Source organism: Oceanobacillus iheyensis HTE831 (genome assembly GCF_000011245.1).
Classification (GTDB): domain Bacteria; phylum Bacillota; class Bacilli; order Bacillales; family Amphibacillaceae; genus Oceanobacillus; species Oceanobacillus iheyensis.
The window spans coordinates 3,501,219-3,520,481 of the sequence record NC_004193.1; the positions used below are offsets into that span (position 1 = coordinate 3,501,219).

A 19,263-nucleotide genomic window follows, 5' to 3' on the forward strand; every position below is an offset into this window, starting at 1 on the left:
TATATTTTCACCTTTCTATTTTGGTATTACAGTAATGACATCACCAATATCATTTAATACTACTCTTAATTTTTTTGTATCATATACCCAAGTCCCAGACTTGTTACCTTGTATTCTATTACCATTTTTTATAACATCTTCAATTACAGTTGGTGGTACGTTTCTAGGTTGTACATATTTTTGAACAAAATCACTATATTGCCTACTCCCTGGTAGTAAGCCTTTTTCTCTTGCTACTTTATGAGCTCTGGTACTAAGTTTTGCCTTTACTTCAGGTGTTTTAGGCGCCATTCTTTCTAAAGCATGGCCAGAATATTTTCTTCCATTGATTGTTGCTCCTTCTTTATTCAAACTCCAAGAAGTTTCACTGCTAGTTTTCTTAGCATCCCCATTACTTTTACTCTTCTTCGCAGGAACCTCACCCTTACTATTCACTTTAAAGCCATCATATTCTTTCACTAACTTGCCAGCTTTTCCGAATTTCCCAATTGGTAATAAGAAAAACCCAGCCATCGCCTTCTCGCCAACTGTTGCTTTATTATCTACTAGTGTCTTCATGTCGTCGAGGAACAAAAAGTCTACTGCGGCTTTTCCACCGCCATACAGCTTTTCTCCTGCCCATGCTGCCACATCAAAGGACGCTTTTCCGAAATTAACGGCACCATCCCACATGGTTTTTCCTGTATTGACCGTCGTTTCTACCACCGACTGGCCTATCTCAACCGTTCCATCCGCCACTTTTTTCGATAGGGCTACGGTATGATCCCATAGATTCTTATCCTCTTCCACCGGCTTCAAGCGTTCTTCAGGAAAATCCCCCAGAAAAATTTAAAAAAGCTAAACAAGAATATATATCTTGTCTAGCGCTTTTGTTTTCATAATCTGATAATAATTCCAAGTAGTTACTTGTCATTTACTTTACTTCTATATTTATTTCTATTTTTTAAACTCCATTTCTAAATCTCCTAACTCTATAAGAAAGGTTTCTTCGTAACTTTCAGGCAAATTGGTATCAAAATAAGCACGGACTGCCCCATCTAGGAATCCATTATTTTCTTTAATAAATTCTAAACTGATACTATCATCTTGCAAATTATCATATAACTTATTTAGTTTTTTTAGTAGTGTATTAATGTAACCATGATTGGTATTTTTAGCTTTTTCATTAGCTAATTTTATAACTTTTTGTGTCTTATTAAGAAGATCTTTACGTTCATTCATCATTTCTCTACTATTTACTTCCATCCATTGTATTCCAAAAATTTATCTGGTATTCTCAACTCGACTTGTTCTTGGAGTTCTTTGCAAAATAAATTCATATCTGCTTGGTCGTACCATTTTTGACTGTTATAAAGACCAATTCCATATTCCCCATTTACAAGAACACACCCCATCCTTCCTCTGTCATAATTAAATATCACATTGAAATAATTATACATTTCAAACTGCATGTTAAACATAGTATATGGTGTATCAGTTTGACCAAAAACATTAAATGTTCCTATTTTATCGTCAAAATGAGCCTTTAATGCTTTTTTCACTTCTTTTTTTATTTCTCCATATCCTTTAGTTTGCAATCCATACATCCCCTTCTTTAATCAATTCATCAAATCCATACTTAGATTGTAAGTATTTCCATTCTTGTGCTAAATAACTTTCTTCATAAATCTTTAGACCGGGATTATGAGAAAAACGAATCTGTTTTCCGCTCATTACTGCATCATCTAATGCAGGTATATTGAAATAATTAAACATCTCATCATCTGTCAAAGCATATTTCTTTTGAATAGTTCCCCATTCACTCCCTAAATCGAAGTACATTGAATCTTTACCAGCTTTTCCAATATAAGAGTCTGAACCAGCTTTACCCCAATTTTCAACTCCTTTTTCTATTGTTGGCGTATACTTTCCAAGGGTCATAGAATTAGTATCCACATTATGCAAAGATGCATCACGTATCTGCTTAAAATCTTCTGCAGGTATCTTTCCACCGATTTTACCATCTATAACATTAACACCATCAATACTGTCACCATCCCCACTACCTTTTTTCTTCATGGAGATTTCAGCCTCATTCGAACTCCCACTACTCCTCCCACCTCGAGGAGTATCCGTCTTAGCTAAATGATAAGCTCCAGTTGCATCCTGTACAAGCCCTACTTCTGGCATTCGTACACGGAACCACTCGCGAATGTTGGTTAGTGTTGGTAATTTACCAGGTACATACGTATTAGTACTTGATACAGTAGCGTTAGTACTTGGTGAATCCTTGTCTTGCTTCGGTGCTGCTTGTGCACCAGTCGATTTACTGTTTGGAGTGGAAATGTCTGCTTTAGGACTTGGTTTCCGTATGAACATAAACATTCCCATCGAAATCACATGTGCTATATGTTCTTTTGAATTTGGATCATCCGGATTAAACGCACCCTCAGCAAGATCCACTCCACCCATTGTTACCCAGTTGGCAAAATCCGCAGGCGAATTTAACATGTTTTCACTATACCCTACCATCGAGTTGTAAGTATTCTTTCCGCCATCTAAAGCACCGACGGTTAAATAATTGGCAAAGTCATAAAAAGAATTCATCTTATTATCATTTAATTCTTCAAAATGATTACCTAATCCTTGAACGGTATCTTTCCCTAATTCGTAAGTTGAGTCTACGGTTCTCATAAAGCTAGATCCAAACCTACTTAGAAGGCTCTTATCCTCTTCCACCGGCTTCAAGCGTTCTTCTGGAATATCTCCCACAAAATGATACTTCATAACCCCATCGTGATCCATAAAAGAGCGAACCACTCTTCCGTCTTGCAACGTAAGATAGTTTCCGTAGTATTCACCTTTATAATCGCGTACCGATTGACTGCTTACGACCTTTGCGTCTAGGCTCTTAAACTCGTCTCCCAGCATGACTGGAGATGTCGTATCGACGATAGTTGCTAGGGCACGCATACGGTAATTCATCGTCATACTCATTGTATCATTTAATTGTGCGCGTACAATCGATGCAGCTGTATTTCCCATTGCGAGATAACTAGAGTTGGTTATCGATCGAAAGATGTCTAAAACAAAATCTTTCGGTATGGTTTTTTGTACGAGTCCGGCAATCATTTGCTGATGGACGTCGAGTTGTGTAATGGAGTTTGCTTGGTAACTCGTCATAATCAATTGACGATCTTTTGTTAACGATTGAATGTCAGAGAGGTAATTTTCTAGGAGGTCCACATCGTTTTCCGTAGTTGTTAATTTATGGGTCGCTTCTTGATCAAATTGATGAAGCTTTTCTATGGTTTTATTTACTTTGCTTTCTGTCTTCTCGACACTGTGTATGAATTGATCATCGGATACATCCGACAGATGAATAATATCACGTACCGAACGTAAAATATCATTCGTTTCATCAGTAAGCTGTGCGGTTTGTTCTTTTGCTTTTTTTAATTGACGCTCCATCTCTGATTTCAAGAAGTCTTCATCAATATACGCATGCTCCGAACTATCGAGTTCATACAATAACTGTTGGATTTGCCTAAGTATATCGTGATAGTCTCGAACAATTCCTTCCAAATAGACGGCTAGTGGTGCGTGAATATCTTTATAAAATGCTCTGATGGACGAGGCTGCTTGACCACTAAAATCAGACTCGGTATTTAATATGCCCGTAATTTTTCCGTGTACTTCTGCTACTTGATTTGCTAATTCAGATAATAGCTTTGTCGTCTGTTCAATTCCTTCATGAATCGTTGAAGCCTCTACTGTCTTCATTCTCCTAAATCCTTCCCTCCTACTCCCCCACTAGGACTCGATCATTTCAATTCCTTTTGCAGCCATTCTTTCTTCTTCCTCTAGATTATCTAACGCACGATAAGCTGTAGAAAGATGCTTTGTTGAGATTTCTCGATATCGCTCGGTTAGCTCTTCCAAACGTTGATTTAGCCGATTTATTTTCTCGACTACTTCTACGTTGTTCTTACCGCGAATATCCGCGGTTCCTTCTAGCTTCACCTGATTGACTGCCGATTCATAGTCTTGAAGCTTTTGTTCGACCGGACTTCGATTCAATTTTATCTCACCCATGTCTTCACTCCCTCACCGCTTCAGAATGCACACCTTATTTCATGGTAAAATTTAACTTATTTTTCATCTATTTTTAGTATAAACATCCTTACTTCGGATTCGAAGGGGAATTTTTTACTATTTTTTAAGGATTACGTATATAAAACAGACTTTTGAACTAGTTAGTAAGTATGTTAACGGTCCGAAGCTTCTCTGCCCACAACGCTATCCGTCTTTCTAATGAAGGTATTGCTCCAAATCATTCGCAACTAAAAAGAAAACTAAAACTACCAAATAATTGAATAAAAGTAAATAAATGGTTATAATCCAACTAAATCGTTCTAAACCATCGCTAATGGTTTGCTAGAATTGAACAAGTTTACGAAATAAGTAATTTATAAAAAGGAATAAAAGAGAGGATTACACAGCACATGTTCGTTACATCACAAAATAGACAACCTGAGATAAAAAAGCGCGCCATTTCATTAGATTTAGCACGAGGCACGATCTTATTATTAATTGTACTTGCCCACGCGCCACTTTACTTATACAACGCGGAACCAGGGCTTATGCAAAGAGTCGCAAGTACGAACTTCTTTGATGAAATTGTAAACCTTTTTGGGATATTTTTTATTGATCATCGAGCGAGAGCAATGTTTGCCTTATTGTTAGGGTATGGTTTAGTCTTGTTATTTAATAGCCAACGCTCTAAAGGAAAAAGTGAGAAAGATGCAGCAAAATTGATACGAAGACGTTCCTGGTATTTAATCTTATTCGGTTTCATATTAGCAGTCATCGTAGGCGGACAAGATATCCTGATGGCTTATGGTTTTGCTGGACTTATTGTGAGCACGCTATTAAGTCGGAATCTTAAAGTAATCGTACGATCACTTATCATTATTACACTCATTTACTGTCTTGTGACTCCCATATTATGGGGATTCGGTATGCTAGAATTCAAGAGTTACGGTTTCCCACTAGATCTATCAGCAACAGACACCTATGTAAATCGCACATTATCTCTTTTAGCTACTTTTCCAATCATTCCAATTATCATTCATTTGATGATTCCTATACTCCCATCCGTTTTGATAGGGATATGGTTAGCGAAAAAACAGTTATTGACAAAACCGGAATTACATTTACAATCGCTTAAACTCTTAAGTGTTGTAGGCTTAACTATTTCGCTATTAGGTGCACTACCACTATCCTTCATAGGGAGCGTGTGGCAGCCTAGTTTCTTCGTATCTGGTTTACTATTTGGACTCCATATATTAACTGGAATTGCAGGAGGGGTAGCCTATGCAGCAATTTTTGGTTTAATCGGGGCGAATGTAAAAAAACCCGGTCCTATTAGTAATTCTTTAAAGGCTCTAGGAAAGCGTTCATTAACATTTTACATATGGAACGAGGCGATGCTTGTTCTATTCTTATCACCAGTAGCACTTGATTTAGCAGGAACCGTCAATAACGGAATAGCCGCTCTTATTGCTGTGGGTATTTGGGTGTTTTCCATTTTGATGGCCACTTTATTAGAGAAAAACAATATGAATGGTCCATTGGAAGTTGTAATGAGGCGAATGATGTATAAAAATGCATAAAATTAATAACGAGGTTGAGACAAAAGAAACGTTTGACTAATAAAACCGATTCATTCGGAATTATCTTTTGTGTAAATGCTTTTGTCCCAACCCCGCCTTTCGTTTTTTAGAGCATTCGTATATGAACTCCAAAGAAGAATACTACGCTTACTTACTTCAGATCCTTCACGCCTGTTTCCAATACTTCCATCTGAAGCAGTGTCTGTTCGTCTGTGATTGTTTTGTCCTTACCATGAATGACAGCTTCATATAAATCATCATATACACGTCCATAATCGCCATGAACGGATGGTACTTTCTCTTCATGAACGGTACCTTCCTCATCAACATAGGTCAGCACGCCATATTGATCGAGCGTATCGATACCAAAATCCTTATTATCCGGCATGTAAAATAACTTCAAATGCTCTTCCTGACGATCTTTTGTTTGCTTCACGAAGCTGCCTTTCTTTCCGTGAATAACAAAGCTTGGTCTTTCTTTCAGTCTAAAATAACTGGATTTCACCGATACTTTTAAACCGTCGTAAAACAAATCAAGATCAAAGTAATCATTCATTCTCCCTTGTCCTAATAACTGTCTTACATCATAGTGGATGTGATCGGGTTTGCCGAAATAGCTGAAGACCTGATCGAGTGTATGGCACCCATGCCCATATAAAAAGGACGCAGCAGGATCAAAGGTATCCGCAGATTCAGGTACTTCGGGACGATAGTAGTCGTAATGCATTTCCACTTCTAAAAGATCCCCAAGTTTCCCTTCTTCGATCACTTTTTGCACGGTTAAGAAATCACTGTCAAATCGTCTATTTTGATAAGCTTGGACAACTAATCCTTTTTCTTTTGCCAGTGCAAATATTTCTTTTGCCTGCTCAGAAGTCTCCATAAATGGCTTTTCTACTAAACAATGCTTGTTATGTTCAAGGACACTTTTTGTGTATTCATAATGGCTGTCATGCTTTGTGCAGACAACAATCAGTTGAATATCCTCATCCTGTAATAATTCATCTATATCCGAAGTATAATGCACCCCGTCAATTTTGCCCCAGCTATCGCGATCAGGGTTTCTGCGATAAATGGTTTTCACCTTGATATTATCTCTTTGCAATACGAACGGCAGATGATATCGGTTCGTACTTTTGCCATTGCCAATATAGCCTATGTTAAGCATAGCCAGCCTCCTAAAATGTTACGTATATATACTATTTTTTGTTACTTCACCCATTTTATCCGATGAACCAGAATAAAAGCACAAGCGCCCGTTTATTACCATATGTCCTGCGTTCCTGAAACACAAGAAAAATACCTCCTTAGCTTGATAGGACTATCATACAAGGAGGTACTTATCTATTTGAGCCAATCTCAATTATTTCTTACATTAATCCGATAACGTGGAATACTATACCTACTACGAACAATCCAAGAATCATAATGATTGGAGAAACTTTCTTCCTTAGCAGCCACATACATAGAAGTGTAAGTAGCAAACCAGCTAAACCAGGAATTAAGCTATCCAGGTTGTCCTGTAAGGTCGTCACATCGGTCTGGGTCAGTGATCGACCCTGTTCTTGCTGAATCAGCGCGGTTCGAATTCCTTCCGCTCCTGAAGGTAAGCTTTCCCAATCGATATAGGCACCTTCGTCCAATTGAACCTCGGATACGGTCGGAGCAAATGAGACAGCTACCCACCTATTTACTAAAGCACCGAGGATGAACATACCGAGTATCGAAGCACCTTTGGTTATATCCTGTAGTAATCCGCCCGATAAGTCCTCGGTAATTTTCGAGCCAGCTTTGTAACCAAGTTCCTGAGAATACCATTTGAAGCCCATACGAATAAGATTCCATAATACAAAGTAAAGAATCGGTCCGAGTATGTTACCACTAAGCGCAAGCGAAGCCGCTAATGCACCAAGGATTGGTTTTACTGTGAACCAGAACATTGGATCCCCAATACCTGCTAGAGGTCCCATCATACCAACTTTTACACCTTGAATTGCCTTGTTATCCACTGGCGCGCCGTTTGCCCGTTCTTCTTCAAGCGCTAACGTTACACCAATAATCGGAGAAGCTACATATGGATGAGTATTAAAGAATTCCAAATGACGTTGTAGTGCTGCAGCACGATCTTCTTTTGTTTTATACAATCTCTTGATGGCAGGAATCATGGAAAATGCCCAACCACCGTTTTGCATACGTTCATAGTTCCAAGAACCCTGAATGAACGTGGATCGCCACCAAATCGCAATCCGATCTCTTTTTGTTAATTTCAATTCTTCTCGAGCCATTTTTAGTCCCTCCTTTTTAGTAGTTATCTATGATTTCACCTAGCGGATCACCAGTGTTTCCGTTTCCACCATTACCAGAACCGCCTTGTTTTGTAAGTGCTAAATAAATCAATGCAAGAGCCACACCGATACCACCAAGACCCATTAGAGTAATAGATGGAATAGTAGCTAATACGAAACCAATTGCAAAGAAAGGCCATACTTCTTTTGTCGCCATCATGTTAATAACCATTGCATAACCAACAGCTACTACCATTCCACCGCCGACTGCTAGACCGTCTGTTAACCAAGAAGGCATAGATTGAAGTAAATCTCTAACCGGACCTGCACCAATTGCCAAAATTAACGCGGCTGGAATTGCGATACGCAACCCTTGCATACAAATCGCTACAATATGCCAAAAGTCGATCCTTCGTATATTTCCTTCTTTAGCCGCGGCATCCATTAAATGGACCAAACCGGTTGCAATCGTTCGAACGATGATTGTTAATAATAGACCTGCAACTGCAAGTGGTACTGCGATTGCGATTGCAGAAGATACACCAGATTCTCCCTGGCCACCTAAAACGAGTATAATTGCCGATGCAATAGATGCTAGTGCAGCATCCGGAGCTACAGCGGCTCCAATGTTCGCCCAACCTAAAGCGATTAATTGTAAGGTACCACCTAAGATAAGACAAGGTACTACTTCTCCTGTAACTAAACCGATTAGTGTACAGGCAATGATTGGCTGATGGAAGTGGAATTCATCCAAGATTCCTTCTACACCAGCTAAAAATGCTACAATAATAATTAATATTATTTGAATAATAGTTAATTCCATAATCATTAATCCTCCTTTTTTTACTGATGATTAGGATTATCTCTGTCTATCTAGCTCTGACTGAGCCCTTCTCATAATCTCATCCATATTACCTCTGGAATCGTTCGGTACTTTACGTACGTCGAATGACAATCCATGTTCTTTTAGCTTTTTAAATGCGTCGAGATCCGCTTGGCTAAAGGCCAATACTTTATTCGGCTGCACCTTACCAGTCGAGTGAGCCATCGAACCAACATTGATTGTTTCTAATGGAACACCGCCTTCTACTGCTTTAAGCACATCATGCGGATTTTCAAAAAGCAGTAATGCTCGCTGACCGCCAAAATGTTTATCATCTTTGGCAAGTTCAATCATTTTATTAATCGGAACAACGTGTGCCTTCACCCCTGATGGAGCAGCTTGCTGAATTAATTTCTTACGCAATTCATCCTTCGCTACTTCATCCGATACAACGATGATACGAGTAGGCAGTGTGTTCTTTGTCCACGCAGTCGCTACTTGTCCATGCAGCAAGCGAGAGTCAATACGGGCTAGTACATATTCAAATTTACCAGGAGCACCTGTATTCACCTGCTGAGCAGTATCTGCAGCAGCATCTGCTGGCTCTAATTCTTCCGGTTTTACCTTCACCGCTTCTTTTGCTGTGTCTAAAATATGTACAGCAATTTCATGCGCTGATTCCTTGGAAAAGCGTGTCGCAAAAGCTTCAATCAACATAGCTAAGTTTAATCCAGCAACGATCGCCCATTTATCTTGATGCGCTTCCATTAAACTGCTTGCTTGGTTGAAAGGAGTACCACCCCAAAGATCGACTAAGAATAAAACTTCGTCTTGATTGTCAAAAGAGGCAATTGCTTTTTCCATTTTTGCCCTTACATCATCAGGGCCTTCGCTCGGCATCAATGTAACAGCTTCTACATTCTCTTGTTTTCCAAAGATCATCTCTCCAGATTGCAAGATACCCTCGGCAAATTCACCATGAGTAGCAATGATAATTCCTACCATCTTTTTTACCTCCCTATTTTTATTATATAAACTCACATAAACATGGTATCCCTAAAGTATATTTTATTCCCTTATCTAGGGCGGCTATACTTTTGATTAGAAAAAAAGGCATGAGTAAAAGATGACTAAATAAAGGTAGGGGAAACAAAAGTACCCTGACCCTCTCTTTAATCCATACTTTTCACTCATGCCTGATCGAATCAGTAACACGTAAAATAATAAAGATAGCTATTTAATGTTGTTTGAAACCGTTTTAATTTTACCGCCAAAATAATCATTAAAAAAACTTTAAAGATTTCCTTAGGAAAATTATATCACAGCGATTTTACCGCTTCAAGAAAATTTTTTACGAGAATCGACCCATTCATGGTAATGAGTGATGATTCCATTTTCTCAAACAACATGGCTTTTTGTAAAGCCCGTCTCGCATGTGTACATTATTTTTTTGATTTACTCTTCAAATTGCGTTTGATAACATCAAAGAACCCTAATGATTGAATCATACGATTCGGATCAACATATTCACGAGTAGCCCGTAATACTTTCTTTGGATCTTTTGAAGAAAAAGTAAACGTCCCATTTTTCTTCGTTTGGATAGCATAACGCGGAATCCACTTCCCTTTGAATAGAACCGAAGCAATCACATAATCTACTTCTTCCCAAGGAATTTGAATAAATTTACGCGAGTCACGTTTATTGTAGAACTCAAACCCTTTATCTCCAATCATGATTTGGCCATAGTCTGTCATATTTATATGTGAGGTCGCATCAATCACTAAATCGACCTTTGTATTAATGGATTGAACCATCTGATATACCCCATTTCTTTCACGCTTCACTTACTCATTATTATACACATTGTACCACTTTAAGCAAAAATACTTTGGGGAATTTGATGCAGTTTTTACATAAAAGCGGACGAGACGGTTACTTATTGAGAGTCATATTAAAGACACTCTATCAAGACTGCATCAGCCAACGATGGGCCTCAGCAAACAGCGGTCCCCACGTGGATTCATGATGTGTTCCATCCGGAATGACGTCAAATCGAATTCTGCTTTCTTCTCCACCTGCTGAAATCAGCTTCTGACGAGCAAGCGTAACGTGCTCACAAGCAATTCGGTTAAAATCTGGATTATCCGTCTCCTGTTCACCGATGCTCAGATAAATTCTCATTGTAGGGGAGATCTCCGACTGTTCGATCAAACGGATAATTGCACCGCTGTCCTGCCACATCACAAAAGAAAATCCACTCACTCGATTGAACTGATCAGGATAACGCAAGGCAGTATAAAGCGATATGTATGCACCGAATGAACTGCCACCAATCATCGTATGTTCCGGCGCGGAAAGAGTGCGGTAATGCTGATCGATATAGGGCTTAAGCGTCTCCGAAAGAAACGCAGCATAAGCCTCCCCTTTGCCACAGAAACCATATTCCGGATTTATCGTAAAATTATATTCATTGTTGCGCTGGTCGCCTCCATGATCAATAGCGACCACGATCGTCTCAAGTGCAGGTTCATCCAACGTCATTTGCTCCAACGTCTCATCGACACCCCACTGGGTCCCCCAAGATGTTGCTTGATTAAATACATTTTGCCCATCATGCATATATAGAACGGGATACTTTCTATCGCTTTCATGATAGCTTCTTGGCAAGTAAATCCATACTCGCCTCTCCGTCTCGAGCTGTGGAATTGGAAAAGCATCGATTATCCGGACATCACCAGTAATGGTATGTGCTGAGTTGTCGGTTAAAACTTCTTTCCATGGCATGGCAGTAGTAGTTTTTAACATATTGGTCTCTCCTAGGTTTTTTTACATATTAGTTTAGCACATGATGTTGCAGCTTTCGTGTTTACTTGTGGTAAGGTTCACCGCATGTTATCTAAGTGAGGGTTAGTACCTATTTGAGTTTATTTATGGCAATATAAAATTTCATTTCTACATTAATAATCTTCCATATACTCTTTTATTTTAACTTTTTTTATTCTTTCTTTATAACCTTCAATATTCGCTTGAATCCATCTTTTATGTCTCAGAAGTTTGATGCCAGTTAAGCTTTTATCAATAAGTTTTAATAACTCAATTTTCTCTTCTAATACCGGAACTTCACTTCCACTCCAAGAAAAAAAGGGCGGGGATAATGGTATTTTGCAAAACAAGTCAAATGAATCGTTGCTTTCCAATAAATGAACTATATATTTCGCCTTGTTTTCTTTATTGAAACTAGCTATAGCATAGAACAACAACGTAATATTCTCTTCATCAAAGCTCCATAAAGAAATTTTCTCTCTTAACCACGAATCACGTCTTTCAATAGTTACTTCTTCCTTTGGGCCCAATAATAAGTTCGTTATTATCGATACTGTATCATAAAAGTTACTTTTCGACTGATTAAATATAAGAGAGATTACTCTATCAAGTATTAACTGCCAATTATCTCCTTCCCATATAAAAGATAAATCAATATCTCTTAAAGTTTTATTTTGACTTTTTAATGTTTGTTCCAGAAAGTGTTCTATTATATTTATGTCAAAATCAATAAATTGTTTTAAGATTAATAACTCCTCGTCTATATTAGAGTCAATTTCTAATAATTTGAGGTAAGCACTTTTTAATGTATTTAAATTATTTCGAAACAAGAAAAATAACTCTTTATTAATTTCAGAGAATGGATTAAATAAATTACTTAAAGTTCTTTGAATAGTGATATCTTTATGTCTCAATGTGCTTTTAGTCACATTCACAAATACATCTTCATCAATTTCTAAATAGCTTTTCAAAAAGTCCAAATCTATTAGATATCCAGTCATTTCTATCTGATCTTCATTAAAGTAATCATATATTTTATTAAGATTATCTAAATTAGGTTTTTCCTCAGATATAACTCTAAGAAAACAATATATCCAATAACTTTGACCATAGAATTTATTTTCACTTAATAACATTACTATGTCATTATCATCTATCGTACTTCTTAATTTATTTATAATAGGAATTGGATATAAATTCACATGGTAATCTCGAGAAATGTACGTTCTAATAATGTTCACCATAAGATCCTCTTTAGCATTTTCTAAAAGAGTACCGAAGCTATTAAAAATTGGATTTATTTCATTATGGAAAATATCGTTATCTACAATGCTATCTAAAATTTGAAAAACAACATTGAATTCTTGAGTATCGAACCCTTTTGCCATATCAACTAACATTTGCTTTTTTTCCAATACTCTTTCTCGATAATTAGGTCTAAAAGTATCTTGTGCCAATATTTTATAGACCTTATATTTTTCAGAACTTAATTTATCTCTTAAATAACTCTCTAATTCTAAGTCTTGTTTTAATAAAAAGTCATTTATTCTATTAAATATAATACTTTCTTTTAATGTTACTTCTGTTAAACTTTCTATAAGTTTTGAGATAAACTTAATATCCTGTATTAAAATATCCTTATTTATTTTTCCTGATCCCTGGCTTCCGAATCCAAAAAGCACTCTACTTACTTCTTCCCCATTTTGGTTATATAAGTCGTTTAATTTGCTCCATGCAATTTCTCTAATTTCAAGAACATCTGGAGTACACTCTAAAGTTATGTCATAGAACTTAAAAGTTTTTCTATCTGACATTTCAGTAATATGATGACTGAACTTCAAATAGTAATCAATTAGCTTAATCAATAGCATTTCAAAAACAATTGATTTTTCTTGGTCATAATAAATTATTAGCAAATTCATTAAATCTTTTTGTATGATGAAATTTTGTCTTTCAGAAATTTCTTTGAAGCCAAAAGCTTGCGTTAAAACAGAATAGACAGAAGAAAATTCAGTAGGTTTTTTTTGCAGATAATTCATTATTAACTCTAGCGATTCATTATAATACTTAGTTTGACCGAAGTTAGAAAGTGTAGAAAGAATTTCTGAACGGCTAGAAGTTTGCTTAGAGATATCATAATTTATTTGATTATCCTCTTCCTTAGGCAGCTGATCAATTTTCTCTTGTATATAAACAAGAGTTTCTACTTCTAATGCAAACCAAAAAGTGTATAAAAAATCTTCTAATTTATCATCTGATTTTTCTTTTAAATCTTGATAGACTTTTATGATTTCCTCTTTTATTAATTCATAATTTTCATTTTGATAATAATATGAAAAAACACCGTTTAAGTTTTCAATAATTCTATTTTTTAGTTTTGGAAAATATGTTTCTATCAATTCTGAATATCTTAAGAGGTTTTTATCAAAAATAGCTAGATAAAAAATATATGTACTCAAGATTTGATCAGATACTTTAGCTACTTCTCCCTCATAGATATCCAGTATCTCCATTGAATGTAGCTTTTCAGTCATTCTTAGAAAATCAATTTTTTCTGAACTTGCTAATTGAGCCATTAAAATTAAATTTTCATCATCCTTAAGATTTACGACCGTTAAAAAACTATATATAGCAGCAGTTCTAAGAAGTCCATTATTTTCTAATTCGCTTTCAAAATCAGTTTTTATACCTTTGTAATACTCTTCCACTAGCTCTGTAACGTTACCTATACTTTCTAAAGTATTTTCTCTTATCGCAGTCTCGCAAGCCATAATAGCTAACCTAGCATTTCCTTTAGAAATCTTACATATTCTCTCTATATATAAGTGATTTTTTATATCATATTCTTCTTTACATAAAGTTTCTATGTCTTTATCTTGTAAGATATCAATTTTAATTAAATGAATATTAAGTTTCGATATCTTGTCTAAGATCTTTCTTTCTGCATATTCTCTTACAGACACAATTAATTTGAACTCAATTCCTTCTTCTTCTAAACCTAAATAATCTAATATTAAATTTAACTGAGTTAATTGGTTAACATCGTCAATAAACAATAAATATTTTCCAGGGTTGCTAAAGTGTAATTTTAAGTCTGAATACAAATTTTGACCATTATTTCTAAGACATTTAATTTCATATTCAAGGTTGGTTTCTTTAAATCTTCTAATGCATTCTAAAGCTAATCTAGTTTTCCCAACTCCAGGTTTTCCTGACAATATAGTGATTTGATTCCTATTTACCGATTCTATAATTAAATCTATTTCTGAATCTCTTGCATACAAAGTGGTATTTAGTGTCGTTGCTAATTTACCTCGATTATAAACTTTTACAAAATCATCAATATCTAAAATTTGCTCTGTATCTAAAGTTATATTTAAAAAATCAGATGCTATTGAAGGAAAATCGAAAATTTTAAAAGAAATAGCATCAACTGTTAGTAACTCTAGTCTTATATTATAGTTACTAACTTTTGCAGTTAACTTACTAATTTCTTCTGTAGAAAGCCTTCCTGTACAGCAACAGATAATTTTTTCAATTTCATTAAGTGGAATATTTGTTTTTGATTCATCCAAACATTTTTCCAAATCATCTTCAAACTTCTTATAAAGATTACTTTTTTGTACGGTGTATTCAATAAAAATATATTTACTTTCTGCTGATTTTATTAATGTATCTGGTGTTCCAGTTTTTGTATTATTATTTCCTATAACAGATCCAATAGAATAGACTTCCCCATTGATTGTCTTAGAAAAATAAACATCCATCATTTTTTGAAACTCTCCACCATTTAATTCATGAATTTTATTTTGAATTTCATTTATTTTAGACAATTACTATCCCTCTATTCTAAACATTTATATTTTGTTTATTCGATATTAAATACAAAAAACCTCATTTATTTATGATATGGTTCACCCCTATTAATCCGAAAACTACGATAAACCTGCTCAATCAATACCAACCGCATTAACTGATGTGGAAATGTCATCTTGGAAAACGACAATGCTAAATCACTTCGCCGCTGCACGTCCTGACTTATCCCAAGTGATCCACCAATCACAAATACGACTTTGCTTTTCCCGTACGTCGCAAGCTCGTCCAGCTTCTTCGCTAGCTGTTCAGACCCTAGCATTTTCCCTTCAATCTCCAAAGTAATCACAAACGCATCGGGTGCGATAGAAGATAGAATTCGTTCGCCCTCTTTGCGCTTGACCTCTTTCATTTCCGCCTCGCTCATGGTTTCTGGTGCTTTTTCATCTGCTACCTCGATTATCGACACTTTCGCGTATGCATTTAAACGTTTTTTATATTCATCAATTCCTTGCTTCAAGTACTTTTCCTTTAATTTACCTACCGATACAATCGTTATATTCATACAAATCTTCCTTTTCGACGCATGTTTTCCTTTAGTTTACCATATGACAATCAAATAATAATTCTATTCACCTTTTAAGATAATACTATAATTCCCTACCCAGCAAGAAAATTTGTATTTGCATTTAATCGAATTGTTAATTACAATGTAATTGATCAATAAATAACTAAAAGTAGGTGTATGGTATGGTTAGGTCAAGCAAAGAAAATCGGAAAGAAGAAATCCTTGAAGCAGGATTAGAAGTATTCGCAAAAAGAGGTTATCATAACACAACTACCGCACATGTTGCAGAAAAAGCGGGCATATCCCAACCATATGTATTTAGATTTTTTAAGACAAAGGAAAAATTGTTTATTGCAGCTTTAGATCGAGCATTTGAAAGGATTCTTCTGGCTTTTAAAAATGTCCATTCGAGTCCGGAACAGCTCGTTGATAAAATGATTGAAGCATATGAAGAACTTTCAGAATTGCACCCTAATGAAATTGCACTACAGGTGATAGGAATTTCGGTAACAGAAGAAGCTATACGAAATGCAACAAAAAAAGGATTATCCAACATTCAAAACTACACTCTAGAACGATTTAAAGACGCTGGAATAGAAAATGTGGAGAGTGAAGTTACGACGTTCTTAGCAAGAGGAATGTTATGCAATATTTCTTATTTCTTAGACCTTCCAGAGCTTATAGCAAAAAATAAATAATCAAAACTCGATTATTTATTTTTTGCGATTTTAGTTATTGATTAATCACTTACTAATGTGAGGAGCTGAAGAGATGAAACTAAACAAAATCGACTTTGTTTTTATTGGAATAATGGTCATTAGTATCAATAGTTGGTGGAATTAATGCTTATTTTCAACATTTTAAAAAGGAGGTGATACAGATGAAGGAGAATAATAAAGAAAATTCTATTTCCTCATTATCCATAGTATTAAGTATAGTAACTATTATCATTGTATTGTTCACTTTTTGGGATTAAACAACAAATTGCATACTTACAATGTGATAATTTAAAAGAATTGTACAATAATCAAAGGGTTTAAATTAATTCTAATTATTTTTTTGTGTTCTTTGTTATTGATTAATCACTAACTAAAGGAGTGTTATAAATGAAAACAGCGATTGTACTAGGAGCAACTGGTGGTTCAGGACAAGTTATGGTTTCAGAATTATTGAATAGAGGGGGCGAAGTTATTGCTTTTGGACGTTCTCAACGTAAACTGAAAGCATTAATAAAAGAACATGATAATAATCCAAAATTAACTTATGCACTGGGAGATATATTTGATTATCAAACAATTATAGAGGCTGCAAAAGATGTGGATGTTATTTTTCAATGTGCAAATGTTAAATATCAAGAGATGAAAACCAAACTCTTGCCGCTTGGGGAAAGTGTAATGAAAGCAGCAGATGCTTTAGGGAAACATATTGTTCTTGTAGATGGTATTTATGTGTATGGACATCAAGTCGCTAAAGGGGATGAAGCTCATCCACATCAACCCCATACGAAAAAAGGCAAACTTAGAGTCGAATTCGAACAATTAATATTCAACAGCAAATGGAAAAATGCCAAAGCATTGATTGTTAGGTTGCCTGATTATTATGGCCCTACATCACAAAATTCTTACCTGCAACCGACACTGGAAGGAATTGCAGCCAATAAGACATCGATTTTTATAGGCAATTTGAAAACTCCTCGTGAATACGTCTATTTACCCGATGCGGCTAGAATGATTGTAACTATAGCTGAAAAGGACGATTCGTACGGAGAGAACTGGAACATACCTGGAGCAGGATTGATCTCCGGGAAAGAAATAATCAAAATCTCTCGTCAAATAACTGGCAATCAAAAAATGGTTATCCCACTAACTAAAAGTACAATTCGTTTTATTGGTTTATTTGATGAATTTATGAGAGAAATTGTTGAGATAATGTACCTTACTAAAGAAGGATTTATCCTAAGTGGAGAAAAATATGAAAAACGAATCGGTACCATTCCAAAAACGCCTTTTAAAGAAGGTCTTAGAGAAACATTACGTGTATTAATGGCCAAAGAAAAATAGATAACATCTGCGTTTTAGGCAATGAAACAGATAGAGCTTGGAGATCTTATGAAGAAAGATACAACTAAAGCAATCTTTCATGTTGTGTCTTTCTTCGATTTTGTAATTCCTTAGCTACAAAAGGTCCCGAGTAATTATTCTTATACACTACTAATGAGGTTCAGACAAAAACTCCCAACTTATAAATAGAAAAATTAAACCTAGAAACTATTACTTTTCTTCCAACTGATCGGTAATCAGCATATGTCCCGGAGCATGGGCAATCATAATCGGCGGCTTAACATTCAATCCAACATTCTGCGGTGTGACACCACATGCCCAAAAGACAGGAGTCCTTTTCTTCTTATCAAAAGAAATACTTTCCCCATAATCCGGATTATCGATATCTTTGATACCAATTTCTTCAGGATTACCAATGTGAACCGGAGATCCGTGAGACGTCTCAAAACGTTCCGTAATCTTCACCGCTTTATCGATCTCCTCTGGCTCCAATGCCCGCATGCTCACAACCATATTCCCTTCAAAGCGCCCGGCTTTTTCACAAGGAATATTGGTCTTGTACATCGGCACGACCCGCTCCTGTTCCTGATGAAGAAGTCGAATGCCATTCTCTATTAACGCCTTTTCAAACGTGAAGCTGCAGCCAATAAGAAACGTAACAAAATCCGCTCTCCATTTGTCTTTAATATCTGTAACTTCTTTATCCAATTGACCGTTACGATAGATTCGATATTTAGGCAAATCGGTACGAATGTCTGCATCAGCTATCTGCGGGGTTGTCACACCTTCTTCAAGCACATCGATAATCGGGCATGACTTCGGATTACGCTGACAGAACAATAAAAATTCAAACGCATATTCTTTTGGCAAAATAATCATGTTGGCTTGCAAATAATTATCACACATACCAGACGTTGTACCTGTGTACTGTTTAGAACGAAACGACTCACGCTGTTGCTTTGGATGCATTGTAATCTCCTCCTATGTATACGAAGCTTACTTTATCTATTAGTTTATTCGCTAGATGAATCGATTGTCTAGAACTTGTTACATATTCTCCATTGCCAAAATACAAGATTTCCTGTGGTATTTTTACGCATAGCCTATATAATGAGTAACAAATAAACAAAGAAGAGGTGATCTATTTGCTTACTTTTCTAGAAAACGTAAAAGATCTCGCTTGGTTATTCATAATTTTATCTAGTTTTGTTTATTATAGGCAACTAAAATCAATGAA

The 19,263-nt window shown here is 35.9% G+C and carries 17 protein-coding genes; 3 read left to right on the forward strand and 14 right to left on the reverse strand.

Features of this window, described 5'->3' with window-relative positions; genetic code table 11:
* Nucleotides 1-15: 15 nt before the first annotated feature.
* The 5 genes from OB_RS17905 to OB_RS17175 all read right to left on the reverse strand — a co-directional run bounded on the left by OB_RS17905 (nt 16) and on the right by OB_RS17175 (nt 4,074).
* On the reverse strand, nt 16-789 hold the full coding sequence (locus OB_RS17905; RefSeq protein ID WP_152023728.1) for a hypothetical protein: 774 nt from the start codon (nt 787-789) through the stop codon (nt 16-18).
* A gap of 147 nt (nt 790-936) precedes the next feature.
* Nucleotides 937-1,245, reverse strand: coding sequence for a hypothetical protein (locus OB_RS17160; protein ID WP_041544380.1), 309 nt, complete (start codon nt 1,243-1,245; stop codon nt 937-939).
* Nucleotides 1,236-1,577: a hypothetical protein gene (locus tag OB_RS17995; RefSeq protein ID WP_011067766.1), complete on the reverse strand. Its 342-nt coding sequence runs from the start codon at nt 1,575-1,577 to the stop codon at nt 1,236-1,238. Before OB_RS17995 ends, OB_RS17160 begins: the two co-directional genes overlap by 10 nt.
* Nucleotides 1,567-3,762, reverse strand: coding sequence for a ribonuclease YeeF family protein (locus tag OB_RS17170; protein ID WP_011067767.1), 2,196 nt, complete (start codon nt 3,760-3,762; stop codon nt 1,567-1,569). The genes OB_RS17995 and OB_RS17170 overlap by 11 nt, the downstream gene beginning before the upstream one ends.
* 30 nt (nt 3,763-3,792) lie before the next feature.
* The gene (locus OB_RS17175) at nt 3,793-4,074 is read right to left on the reverse strand and encodes a YwqI/YxiC family protein (protein WP_011067768.1); all 282 of its coding nucleotides are present in this window, start codon (nt 4,072-4,074) and stop codon (nt 3,793-3,795) included.
* Between the two features lie 410 nt (nt 4,075-4,484).
* On the opposite strand from OB_RS17175, the gene OB_RS17180 reads away from it, so the two are divergent.
* The gene (locus OB_RS17180; protein WP_011067769.1) at nt 4,485-5,654 is read left to right on the forward strand and encodes a DUF418 domain-containing protein; all 1,170 of its coding nucleotides are present in this window, start codon (nt 4,485-4,487) and stop codon (nt 5,652-5,654) included.
* Nucleotides 5,655-5,805: 151 nt separating this feature from the next.
* Here the strand turns inward: OB_RS17180 and OB_RS17185 are convergent, their stop codons facing one another.
* The 8 genes from OB_RS17185 to rlmH form a co-directional block, all read right to left on the reverse strand.
* Complete coding sequence (locus OB_RS17185) at nt 5,806-6,822, reverse strand: oxidoreductase (protein ID WP_011067770.1); 1,017 nt, start codon at nt 6,820-6,822, stop codon at nt 5,806-5,808.
* A 202-nt stretch (nt 6,823-7,024) separates the two neighbouring features.
* Entirely contained in the window at nt 7,025-7,939 is a 915-nt protein-coding gene (locus OB_RS17190; RefSeq protein WP_011067771.1) for a PTS system mannose/fructose/sorbose family transporter subunit IID, read from the reverse strand.
* A 16-nt stretch (nt 7,940-7,955) separates the two neighbouring features.
* Nucleotides 7,956-8,762 (reverse strand): PTS mannose/fructose/sorbose transporter subunit IIC, encoded by an 807-nt coding sequence (locus OB_RS17195; RefSeq protein ID WP_041544385.1) that lies wholly within the window; start codon nt 8,760-8,762, stop codon nt 7,956-7,958.
* Nucleotides 8,763-8,798: 36 nt separating this feature from the next.
* Nucleotides 8,799-9,767: a mannose/fructose/sorbose PTS transporter subunit IIA gene (locus tag OB_RS17200; RefSeq protein ID WP_011067773.1), complete on the reverse strand. Its 969-nt coding sequence runs from the start codon at nt 9,765-9,767 to the stop codon at nt 8,799-8,801.
* A gap of 437 nt (nt 9,768-10,204) precedes the next feature.
* On the reverse strand, nt 10,205-10,576 hold the full coding sequence (locus OB_RS17205; protein ID WP_011067774.1) for a DUF956 family protein: 372 nt from the start codon (nt 10,574-10,576) through the stop codon (nt 10,205-10,207).
* A gap of 151 nt (nt 10,577-10,727) precedes the next feature.
* On the reverse strand, nt 10,728-11,567 hold the full coding sequence (locus tag OB_RS17210) for an alpha/beta hydrolase (RefSeq protein ID WP_011067775.1): 840 nt from the start codon (nt 11,565-11,567) through the stop codon (nt 10,728-10,730).
* A 152-nt stretch (nt 11,568-11,719) separates the two neighbouring features.
* Nucleotides 11,720-15,418, reverse strand: a complete 3,699-nt coding sequence (locus OB_RS17215) for an ATP-binding protein (RefSeq protein WP_011067776.1) — start codon at nt 15,416-15,418, stop codon at nt 11,720-11,722.
* Between the two features lie 65 nt (nt 15,419-15,483).
* The gene (rlmH, locus tag OB_RS17220; RefSeq protein WP_011067777.1) at nt 15,484-15,963 is read right to left on the reverse strand and encodes a 23S rRNA (pseudouridine(1915)-N(3))-methyltransferase RlmH; all 480 of its coding nucleotides are present in this window, start codon (nt 15,961-15,963) and stop codon (nt 15,484-15,486) included.
* 185 nt (nt 15,964-16,148) lie between these two features.
* On the opposite strand from rlmH, the gene OB_RS17225 reads away from it, so the two are divergent.
* Nucleotides 16,149-16,664: a TetR/AcrR family transcriptional regulator gene (locus OB_RS17225; protein ID WP_011067778.1), complete on the forward strand. Its 516-nt coding sequence runs from the start codon at nt 16,149-16,151 to the stop codon at nt 16,662-16,664.
* Between the two features lie 408 nt (nt 16,665-17,072).
* Nucleotides 17,073-18,026 (forward strand): SDR family oxidoreductase, encoded by a 954-nt coding sequence (locus tag OB_RS17230; RefSeq protein ID WP_011067779.1) that lies wholly within the window; start codon nt 17,073-17,075, stop codon nt 18,024-18,026.
* A 210-nt stretch (nt 18,027-18,236) separates the two neighbouring features.
* Here OB_RS17230 and OB_RS17235 read toward each other — a convergent pair whose 3' ends face one another.
* Nucleotides 18,237-18,995 (reverse strand): putative hydro-lyase, encoded by a 759-nt coding sequence (locus OB_RS17235; RefSeq protein WP_011067780.1) that lies wholly within the window; start codon nt 18,993-18,995, stop codon nt 18,237-18,239.
* Nucleotides 18,996-19,263 lie beyond the last annotated feature (268 nt).

Coding starts and splice junctions, on each gene's coding strand:
- OB_RS17235 (WP_011067780.1), bottom strand. CDS start 18,995: ATGCATCCAAAGCAACAGCGTGAGTCGTTTCGTTCTAAACAGTACACA.
- OB_RS17230 (WP_011067779.1), top strand. CDS start 17,073: ATGAAAACAGCGATTGTACTAGGAGCAACTGGTGGTTCAGGACAAGTT.
- OB_RS17195 (WP_041544385.1), bottom strand. CDS start 8,762: ATGGAATTAACTATTATTCAAATAATATTAATTATTATTGTAGCATTT.
- OB_RS17180 (WP_011067769.1), top strand. CDS start 4,485: ATGTTCGTTACATCACAAAATAGACAACCTGAGATAAAAAAGCGCGCC.
- OB_RS17200 (WP_011067773.1), bottom strand. CDS start 9,767: ATGGTAGGAATTATCATTGCTACTCATGGTGAATTTGCCGAGGGTATC.
- OB_RS17175 (WP_011067768.1), bottom strand. CDS start 4,074: ATGGGTGAGATAAAATTGAATCGAAGTCCGGTCGAACAAAAGCTTCAA.
- OB_RS17160 (WP_041544380.1), bottom strand. CDS start 1,245: ATGGAAGTAAATAGTAGAGAAATGATGAATGAACGTAAAGATCTTCTT.
- OB_RS17225 (WP_011067778.1), top strand. CDS start 16,149: ATGGTTAGGTCAAGCAAAGAAAATCGGAAAGAAGAAATCCTTGAAGCA.
- OB_RS17170 (WP_011067767.1), bottom strand. CDS start 3,762: ATGAAGACAGTAGAGGCTTCAACGATTCATGAAGGAATTGAACAGACG.
- OB_RS17205 (WP_011067774.1), bottom strand. CDS start 10,576: ATGGTTCAATCCATTAATACAAAGGTCGATTTAGTGATTGATGCGACC.
- OB_RS17185 (WP_011067770.1), bottom strand. CDS start 6,822: ATGCTTAACATAGGCTATATTGGCAATGGCAAAAGTACGAACCGATAT.
- OB_RS17190 (WP_011067771.1), bottom strand. CDS start 7,939: ATGGCTCGAGAAGAATTGAAATTAACAAAAAGAGATCGGATTGCGATT.
- rlmH (WP_011067777.1), bottom strand. CDS start 15,963: ATGAATATAACGATTGTATCGGTAGGTAAATTAAAGGAAAAGTACTTG.
- OB_RS17210 (WP_011067775.1), bottom strand. CDS start 11,567: ATGTTAAAAACTACTACTGCCATGCCATGGAAAGAAGTTTTAACCGAC.